The 8,492-nt window shown below is 61.3% G+C and carries 7 protein-coding genes and 2 pseudogenes; 4 read left to right on the forward strand and 5 right to left on the reverse strand.

Annotation, left to right across the window (positions count from 1 at the left end):
* Positions 1-319 (forward strand): annotated as a pseudogene (locus tag ACFFNA_RS41360) (ISAzo13-like element transposase-related protein); the annotation flags it as partial.
* Here ACFFNA_RS41360 and ACFFNA_RS41065 read toward each other — a convergent pair.
* Positions 320-683 (reverse strand): annotated as a pseudogene (locus tag ACFFNA_RS41065) (transposase); the annotation flags it as partial. It abuts the pseudogene before it with no gap.
* 342 nt (positions 684-1,025) lie between these two features.
* On the opposite strand from ACFFNA_RS41065, the gene ACFFNA_RS41070 reads away from it, so the two are divergent.
* Positions 1,026-1,187, forward strand: coding sequence for a hypothetical protein (locus tag ACFFNA_RS41070; protein ID WP_378926217.1), 162 nt, complete (start codon positions 1,026-1,028; stop codon positions 1,185-1,187).
* Here ACFFNA_RS41070 and ACFFNA_RS41075 read toward each other — a convergent pair.
* The 3 genes from ACFFNA_RS41075 to ACFFNA_RS41085 form a co-directional block, all read right to left on the reverse strand.
* A complete protein-coding gene (locus ACFFNA_RS41075) occupies positions 1,184-2,062 on the reverse strand; it encodes a toll/interleukin-1 receptor domain-containing protein (RefSeq protein WP_378926219.1) in 879 nt (292 codons plus the stop codon). The two genes, ACFFNA_RS41070 and ACFFNA_RS41075, sit on opposite strands and share 4 nt — an antisense overlap.
* Before the next feature lie 218 nt (positions 2,063-2,280).
* Positions 2,281-3,201, reverse strand: coding sequence for a nucleotidyl transferase AbiEii/AbiGii toxin family protein (locus ACFFNA_RS41080; RefSeq protein ID WP_378926221.1), 921 nt, complete (start codon positions 3,199-3,201; stop codon positions 2,281-2,283).
* Between the two features lie 109 nt (positions 3,202-3,310).
* Positions 3,311-3,940, reverse strand: coding sequence for a DUF6088 family protein (locus ACFFNA_RS41085; protein ID WP_378926223.1), 630 nt, complete (start codon positions 3,938-3,940; stop codon positions 3,311-3,313).
* An 884-nt stretch (positions 3,941-4,824) separates the two neighbouring features.
* Between ACFFNA_RS41085 and ACFFNA_RS41090 the strand changes: the two genes are divergently transcribed.
* Positions 4,825-5,616, forward strand: a complete 792-nt coding sequence (locus ACFFNA_RS41090) for a type IV toxin-antitoxin system AbiEi family antitoxin (protein ID WP_095090283.1) — start codon at positions 4,825-4,827, stop codon at positions 5,614-5,616.
* Positions 5,603-6,520, forward strand: a complete 918-nt coding sequence (locus ACFFNA_RS41095) for a nucleotidyl transferase AbiEii/AbiGii toxin family protein (protein ID WP_378926225.1) — start codon at positions 5,603-5,605, stop codon at positions 6,518-6,520. The genes ACFFNA_RS41090 and ACFFNA_RS41095 overlap by 14 nt, the downstream gene beginning before the upstream one ends.
* Before the next feature lie 568 nt (positions 6,521-7,088).
* Here the strand turns inward: ACFFNA_RS41095 and groL are convergent.
* Positions 7,089-8,492: chaperonin GroEL (gene groL, locus ACFFNA_RS41100; protein ID WP_378926227.1), on the reverse strand; the 1,404-nt coding region annotated here is incomplete at its 5' end.

Consider the following 8,492-nt stretch of genomic DNA (forward strand, 5'->3'; position numbering starts at 1 on the left):
CATCCTCCACACTCGGCGGCCTGCAAAGGCCGCCTTTTTGTTCCGTCCACAAGCACCAAACGCTTGTCGTCGTTTAGACGCGCTTTTGAAAAGCCATCAACACCTGTTCTGCCACATCACGCAGAACTGGCGCGGCCGGCCACTCACGGATCGCATAGCAGTGGTCGAACTGATCGGCGCCACCTCGACAAAGGCCGGTCTCAAAGTCGAGAGCGCACTCAACACGCGCAGCTACCAGAAGGGTGTCAAGGTCAGCAATGCCGAGATGAAGCGCCTCGACATCACAAGCGATCAGTTCCATCCTGAATGGAACTACTCAGGCCAGCTTCAGCACCTTCGCCTGACGCACCACAGGCAGAGTGTGGTCGCGGTCGATCATCGCTTTGCGCTCAGCAGGCCGGCCTTGCTGAGCGCGCCGGACAAAGAATCATTCTCCAGCGCCAGCTCACCGATCTTGGCGTGCAACGCCTTCAAATCGACCGGCGCCTCGCTCGAACCCGCCTTGTCCTGCCCGAACACGCCCGCGGCGCCTTCGAGCAATTGGGTCTTCCAGGTCGTAATCTGGTTCGGGTGAACGTCGAACTGCTGCGCCAGCTCCGAAAGCGTCTTCTCCCCCTTTACCGCGGCCAACGCCACCTTCGCCTTGAATGCCGGTGATGCGTCCGGCGGCTTCTCTTCGTCATCTCAACTCCGGATTCCCGGCGAGAATCCTCGCCAATCTCAGGCAGAAAATCCACTTATGCCACTGTCCGATTTTGCGGAGCCAGCTCTGTCCCCACGGCCCCGGCCATCGAACTCGTCGCGATGATGATGCGCTGGGGTCGGCATCTCAAGCAGTGGAAGGCCACGACGCTGGCCGACTTCGCGCGCGTGTCCCTGTCCACATTCGAACGTGTCGAACGCGGTGACAAGGTCAGCGACGAGGCGCTCGATCGGATTGCGCAGGCGATCGGATCGCGGGCGGCGCGATCTCTACAACGACATTCTGAAGTGCGTGGCCGAGCTCGAGCGTCGCGGGCTCCGTATTGTCGGTCGTCATGCAGGCGCCGCAGCCGGGACTGTCGGGCTGGAAGGTGGCCATTATCTCGGCGACGCCGCGGCTCACCGATCCCGGCGCGCCCAAGCGCCGCCATGTCCTAGTCGACCGCTGCTGCGTCGCGCTGCCGGCAACCGCGCTGGACGGCTAGGCAATGAGGGCCGCGCGTTCGGCGATGAACTGGGCGATCTGGGCGGGCGAAAAGCGGCGCGCATCGACATAGCCGTCGGTGCGGAACACGCCGTCGACGGCGCCGTCGTCGACGCGCACGAACATGACGCGCTGATCCTCGCGCGCCATGATGATCTCGCGGATGGCCCTGAACTCGACGCCGCACCAATCCTTGCGCTGATAGTCCTCACCGAGGAAGACGACGATCAGTTTGGACCGGTTGCGGTAGATGTCCTGGAGCAGGGTGTCGAGCGAGGGCCGCGCGAGCTGGGACACGTAATTGTTGTCGTAGAAATAGGCGTTGGGGCCGATGCGCGCCTCAAGCTCGCGGGCGACCTCTTCGACCAGCCGACGCGCCTCACCGGGGAAGGAGAGGCCGACATCGAAATTGTGCCGGGTAATGTCCACGGCCCGCCCTGCCTGCCGGGTCCATGACGGCAGCATGATGCCGCGTGCGGCGTGCAGTTCCTTGGGCAGGTTCACGTCCTTGACTGCCCAATGGGTGCGGTTCATTTCCCAGTTGCCGATGTCCAGCTCAAAACTAAGGGAATCGAAATCGGCCGCCGCGAGGAACGGATCGACCGGGATGATCTCGTATTCGATCCGCACCTGGCCGCGGCGCACGGTGACCTCGCGAATGAGGCCAAATTTCGGGTCGAGCTTACAGCCAGCCTCGTAGGCGAAGATAGAGGGCAGGCGCTTCAGCTCCTTCAGCGCCACTTGGTCGAGCGAGCCATACTGATCGGCGATCTGCTCGTCCGTATATTCATGGTGGCGGACGCAGCGGCTGGCATCAAGCACACAGGGATCGCCTTTCCACTGGTCTGACCATCCCGAGACAAAAAGATTGTACATAGCTTGCTTTCCAGGTGATGTCTTCGAGTCAGGGCAGAAGCCTCGTGAGGAAGGCCGCGAGCGCAGATTCCACGCTAGCAGGATCTTCGTCTTCGGTTTTCCATATTGCGGCTAACAGGCGACGCTCCAGGCCTGATGAGCTCGTTGGCAGCGATGATCGTGTCGGCTGAATGGTTTCTCGCGCACAGTCAGTTTGGAGTTCTCGGCAAATCGTGCGCCTACCTGTTGATGGTCCCCTGGAATTTCTCAATTCTGGAAAGAATGTCGTCGAATGACGGCGAGGTGTCATCGAACATCATCGGCGCCATTGCCCGATAATCCGCTCTGAGACGGTTGATCCGGGCTTCGCTTGGCATCAGCCGCAAAGTGCCTGGGCGCGCCGTATCGTAATTGGCCCAGCCCGAGCGAAAGAATGTCGCCTTCTGCTTTGCCACGGTTGCCAGCAGCTCGAGATCAGCGGCGGCAGCCTTGCCCTCGTCGGAGTCGAGCATCATGGCGAGGTCATAGTAGTGGCGCGAGAAATATTGCGGGGTCGCCCACTCTGCCGGACGATGGGCTTCCGCGTGCAAGGCAGTGGCTTTTTCCCAGAAGGTGCGCCATCCAGACAGGACCGTGACGGTCGTATCCGGATGTTCGAAGAAATCGGGAAAATCGTCGGCCGCGTAGGGGCGAATGACCTTCTTCTCGGCGGGCCATGGATCGCCGCGGGCGCCGAGCTCAAGCTTAACCCGTGGCGTGATGTACGCCATGCCTTGATACTCGGCCGTCGGAAGCACTACTGGGTAGTGGAAGTTCAGTGTCTGCGCGTCGGCTTCATCGATCGCTAACGACCACTCGTCGTGCTGCGGTTCGCCGAGTTCTTGGACGATCGCGGAACGAAGGGCAAGAAGCAGCTTGTCGGCTATATGCTTCTCAACATCTCCCACCAGGTCGTCGATGAGTTGACCTGATTTCTTCCGGCTGATGCCCTCCTTTTCTGGATCGCGATCACCTGTGTAGCCGAGATCGGCCCGGTCGAAGGACAAATCGATGTCCTCGGAGAAACGGCGGATGATGCCAAAGGCCTTGGACAGGGACGTTCCGCCTTTGAAGACTAGGCTGGCTGCGGCGTCCTCCGGAAGACCGAACAATCGTTTCAAGGTCCAGCAGACCCAGAAGTCCTTCTCGATGATCGTGTTGGCGACGCCGCGCCCGGCACCAGTTTCGCCAAAAAGCGCTGCCCGATCACTCGGCGGTAGAAGGGCGACCTTATCCATTCGCTGCGTTCGACGCTGTGTTGCCGATCGAGATCAGTGTCGGACGCATCCAGGCGGGAGCCTGAACTGCGTTGGACGCGAGTAGCCTCTTGTCGCTGGCCGACAGCCGGCGCGCGGCGAGCTGAGCCACATCGGCGGCCCGCACCGGCCCGACGTGGCGAAGTGCTTGGACGACTGTTCCGGCAGGACTGCCCGGTGCGATCAGATGCTTGGGCGAAGCGTGACGCAAATCGACCACGCGCTTACCCAGCACGATCCGGCGCGAGGGCCCGTCCGTCAAATAAAGGCTCTTTGCGGGAACCTGCGTCGAGAGGCCGAGCGCATTGGCGGCGTGCGCGCCGGCGATCTGCGCCTTTGAACCAGTCTCCCGCGCGAGCGCACGCGCGACATCGTCGGGAGCCGGTGAAAGCTGGCCCAGCTTCGGATGGACCTTCGGATAGTCATAGAGGCCACGCGCCAGGCGGCGCAGCTTTCCACTCTTGACCAAGCGGGAGAGGGCCTGATCGAGAGCAGCGCGCCCCGCGACGTCGAGGAAGTCGCTGGGCGTGAAAACACCGCCACGCCCGCCGGCGCGGGCGCGGCGCATGACCCGATCGGGAACTGATGTCATGGCCGTTTTCATGCGTCAGAAAATAGGCTATCTTTTTCTGACATTCAAGATGCAAAACGTGCGAAAGGGGCAGAAAGGGTGTCCCGACAACCCCCACGTGGCTTGCGAATGCCGTCGCGGACCTCATCCTCCGTGAGAACTTGTCCATCGCCCTGAGCTTGCACTGAATTCCAACATGATGCGACGGATCGCCATAGCGTACGCCAAACAGATCAACACCATTCCGCCGCTGGCCGCGCCTGCCGTTCCTCGGAACGTTGGGATCGCCGAGCAAGCTTCGCCATAGCGCGACAGAGGTAAAATTGATTGTAATTATGGTCGTCATTCACTCCCCTGATAGGTTCAGACGGGTTTCAGGGCCTAGATCCAGGGCCCGGACTCATAACCAAGGCCGACGATCGCAGCGGTGCAGACCGCCGCTGGGTAATTTGACGGCAAGAGGCTCGCATCGTATCGCAATGAGCCGGCAGAACATGCGTTCGACGGCGTTTCGGTCGTGGTAGAGGACAGGCGAGAGGCAGTTCTGCCATCGCCGGCCGCCTTTGGCGCGATGGCCGCGGGGCTTCGATCAGGCGGCGGGTCGCGTCCAAATCATAACGCTTGTCGGCCTGCAGGATCCGGGTGTGTGGCAGACGTTTCAGTGGCTGGGCTCCCCTCCAATCAGCGACCTGGCCGCCGATGAGCTTTAAGGCGGTGGAACGACAGGCCGGTCGCGTCAATAGGTCGTCTCCGTCTTTGCTGGATCGCATCATGTTCAAAGGTCGGCATTTCCTCCTCCAGATGCGTTTTGCCCTGGTGGTTTGAATATTGCGCCTTTATGCCTACCGTTGATGGGTCGAAAATACGAACCTCCGAACTTGCCTGGCGGTTTGGACTCGTGTTATTTTCCCCTACCAATGATAGGTCGAAAAAACGAAAAAATAAACCAGCTTCATCGCCTGCTCCCCGAGGGGCTAGTGGTCGATACTGCTTGGCTGGATGAATACGGCTACCGTCGGCAGTGGCGTGAAAAATACGTGGCGCAGGGTTGGCTCGAAGGTGTCGTCCGCGGCGTCTATCAGCGACCGATCGGCAACGTCGAGCAGACCATGGCCTGGCAGCGCGTGATGATCTCGCTCCAGCGACTTCTCGACAAAGCCGTGCATGTCGGCGGCCGCAGCGCCCTCGAACTGCAGGGCCTGACCCACTACCACCGCTTTTCGGGCAAGCCTAAAATCCACCTCTATGCCTATGGCAGCCTGCCTGGCTGGGTCCAGCGGATACAGACCGACGCTCAGTTCGTCGAACACAAGGCAGACAAGCTCTTCGATGCCGACGCACCTGGAAGGACGCGCATTGTATGGGGACATTGGGGATGGGAGCTCGATGTCTCCGCGCCGGAGCGAGCACTTTGCGAGCTTCTTGACCTTCTCCCATTCCGGGAGACCTTCCATCAAGCGGACGTTCTAATGGAGTCGGTTCGCACTCTGAGCCCGAAGCGGGTTCAGGCAGTGCTGGAAGCATGCGGCTCCGTGAAGGTGAAGAGACTGTTTCTCTGGTTCGCCGAGCGGCACGCCCATCCGTGGTTCGGCCGGCTCGATCTCAAACGTATCGACCTTGGTCGTGGCAAGCGCCAGATCGTGGTCGGGGGTCGGCTGGACAGCAAGTATCAGATCACTGTGCCGGAGACACTCGATGCCGGCGTCTGAGGCTTACCGCGCGCAAGTCAGCCTCCTCGTTCGGGTCCTGCCACTCGTTGCTGAGGAGGCTGTCTTTGCATTGAAGGGTGGCACGGCCATTAATCTCTTCGTCAGAAACCTTCCGCGCCTGTCGGTCGATATCGATCTGGCCTATCTGCCGGTCGAGGATCGCGCGACTTCCCTCGCCAATATCGACGCTGCGATACGACGCATTGCTGGTCGAATAGGGAAGAATGTGCCGCGTAGCCGCACCCAGGTAGTGCCGCTGCACAGTGATGGCGCTGCCACAAAGGTGCTGATTGCCTCCGACAGTGTACAGATCAAGATCGAGGTGACGCCTGTCATTCGTGGCTGCGTTTACGCGCCCGAAACGCGGGCGGTTTGCGACCGAGTTGAAGAGCTCTTCGGCTATGCCGAGGTGCCTGTTGTGTCCTTCCCGGACCTCTATGCCGGCAAGATAGTCGCGGCCTTGGATCGGCAGCATCCGCGAGATCTGTTTGACGTCAGGGATCTGCTCGCGAATGAGGGCGTGTCCGATGAGCTGCGGCGCGCCTTCATTGTGTACATGCTGAGCCACAACAGGCCGCTGGCGGAGGTTTTGGCGCCGACGCGCAAAGACCTGCGCCGGGAGTTTGACGCTGGATTTGCTGGCATGACGGAAGAGCCCGTGACCCTGGAAGCGTTGTACGATGCTCGTGAAGCTCTAATCGCCGAGGTCGTTGGCAAGATGCCTGCCGAGCACCGGCGTCTTCTCCTATCCTTCAAGGCCGGCGAACCTGACTGGAGCTTGTTTGGTGTGCCCGGAGCCGCGGAACTGCCGGCAGTGCGCTGGAAGGTCGACAACTTGGCCAAACTTTCCAAGGGCCGGCGCGAAAAGCTGCTATCAGATCTCGAGCGGGCGCTCGCGAAATGACAGAAGTGGGATGCGTAGGGACGTCGAAGTGAACGGAGCGGGGCGAGGGCGACGACATGGAATTGTGCTCCGCAGTGGTTGGTTCGCAGACTGCGGAGCTGGCCATGTGGAGTGCCAGGGGTCGGCGCTTCAGAACAGGGCGGAGCTGAGAGGTTAGGCCATGGCCCGTCTCTTCGTCGGTGTTACGGACAAGGCCTGGTTCGATCAGTTGAGGCGCCTTGGAGCGCGGTCGCGTGGGCAGAAATCCTGCATGAAGGAAATCCGCTCTCGGTTTCGTCATTCACGGCGTGTTCGGCGCATTTCGTCACGCTTCGGTGCCAGCTGGCGCTGGCTGACAGGGGCGCTCGACGCAAGCATCGCGCGGCATGGGCCTTGCAGAACGAAAAAGGGCGGCATCGCTGCCGCCCTTTTTCGTATCTGAAGGCTGAATGGGTTCGATTAGAAATCCAGGCTGCCCCTCAAACCCGCTTGCGGGTTGAGCATTGTCAGTTGATGGCGTGCTTTATGGAGTTCTCATTGCGAATGATCTTATCCGAAAAGTCTGCAACTTTTCGGGAACATTCGTCAATTAGAAGTCCATGCCACCCATGCCACCCATGCCGCCCATGCCGCCGCCGCCCATGCCGCCAGGCATGCCGCCGCCAGCCGACTCCTTCTTCGGAGCCTCCGCGATCATGGCTTCGGTGGTGACGAGCAGGCCGGCGACCGAGGCCGCGTCCTGGAGAGCGGTGCGCACGACCTTCATCGGATCGACGATACCCATGGCGATCATGTCGCCGTATTCGCCGGTCTGGGCGTTGTAGCCGAAGGTCGCGTCCTTGTTCTCGAGGATCTTGCCGGCAACGATCGAGGCTTCAGCTCCGGCGTTGGCCGCGATCTGGCGGGCCGGAGCCTGCAGCGCACGGCGCACGATGGCGATGCCAGCGGTCTGGTCGGAGTTGGCGCCGACCGCCTTGATGCTCAGCGAAGCGCGCAGCAGGGCGACGCCGCCGCCAGCAACGATGCCTTCTTCCACGGCCGCGCGGGTCGCGTTGAGGGCGTCATCGACGCGGTCCTTCTTTTCCTTGACTTCGACTTCCGTCGCGCCGCCGACGCGGATCACCGCAACGCCGCCCGCGAGCTTCGCGAGACGCTCCTGCAGCTTTTCCTTGTCGTAGTCCGAGGTGGTCTCTTCGATCTGCTGCTTGATCTGGGCGACACGGCCCTGGATCTCGGCCTTCTTGCCGGCGCCGTCGACGATGGTGGTGTTCTCCTTGGAGATCGACACCTTCTTGGCGCGGCCGAGCATGTTGAGGCCGACGTTCTCGAGCTTGATGCCGAGGTCTTCCGAAATGACCTGGCCACCGGTGAGGATGGCGATGTCTTCCAGCATGGCCTTGCGGCGATCACCGAAGCCCGGCGCCTTGACGGCGGCGATCTTCAGGCCGCCACGCAGCTTGTTGACGACCAGCGTGGCCAGGGCCTCGCCTTCGACGTCTTCCGAAATGATGACCAGCGGCTTCGAGGTCTGCACGACGGCTTCGAGAACCGGCAGCATGGCCTGAAGGTTGGACAGCTTCTTCTCGTGCAGCAGGATGTAGGCGTCTTCCAGATCCGCAACCATCTTTTCGGCGTTGGTGACGAAGTAGGGCGAGAGATAGCCGCGGTCGAACTGCATGCCTTCGACGACTTCGAGTTCGGTCTCGGCGGTCTTAGCTTCCTCGACGGTGATGACGCCCTCGTTGCCGACCTTCTGCATCGCTTCGGCGATCATCTTGCCGACCGACTCGTCGCCATTGCCGGCGATGGTGCCGACCTGGGCAACTTCCTCGGAGGTCTTGATCTTCTTGGCGTTCTTGGTGAGGTGGGCGACGACTTCGGTGACGGCGAGATCGATGCCGCGCTTCAGGTCCATCGGGTTCATGCCGGCGGCAACCGCCTTGTGGCCTTCCTGGACGATCGACTGCGCCAGAACGGTCGCGGTCGTGGTGCC

Origin of the sequence: Mesorhizobium kowhaii (genome assembly GCF_042431665.1) — a bacterium.
GTDB lineage: Bacteria > Pseudomonadota > Alphaproteobacteria > Rhizobiales > Rhizobiaceae > Mesorhizobium > Mesorhizobium kowhaii.

Bases quoted from the DNA above. Each gene is read 5' to 3' on its own strand.
- ACFFNA_RS41075 (WP_378926219.1), bottom strand. From the start codon at position 2,062: ATGTACAATCTTTTTGTCTCGGGATGGTCAGACCAGTGGAAAGGCGAT.
- ACFFNA_RS41085 (WP_378926223.1), bottom strand. From the start codon at position 3,940: ATGAAAACGGCCATGACATCAGTTCCCGATCGGGTCATGCGCCGCGCC.
- ACFFNA_RS41090 (WP_095090283.1), top strand. From the start codon at position 4,825: ATGATAGGTCGAAAAAACGAAAAAATAAACCAGCTTCATCGCCTGCTC.
- ACFFNA_RS41095 (WP_378926225.1), top strand. From the start codon at position 5,603: ATGCCGGCGTCTGAGGCTTACCGCGCGCAAGTCAGCCTCCTCGTTCGG.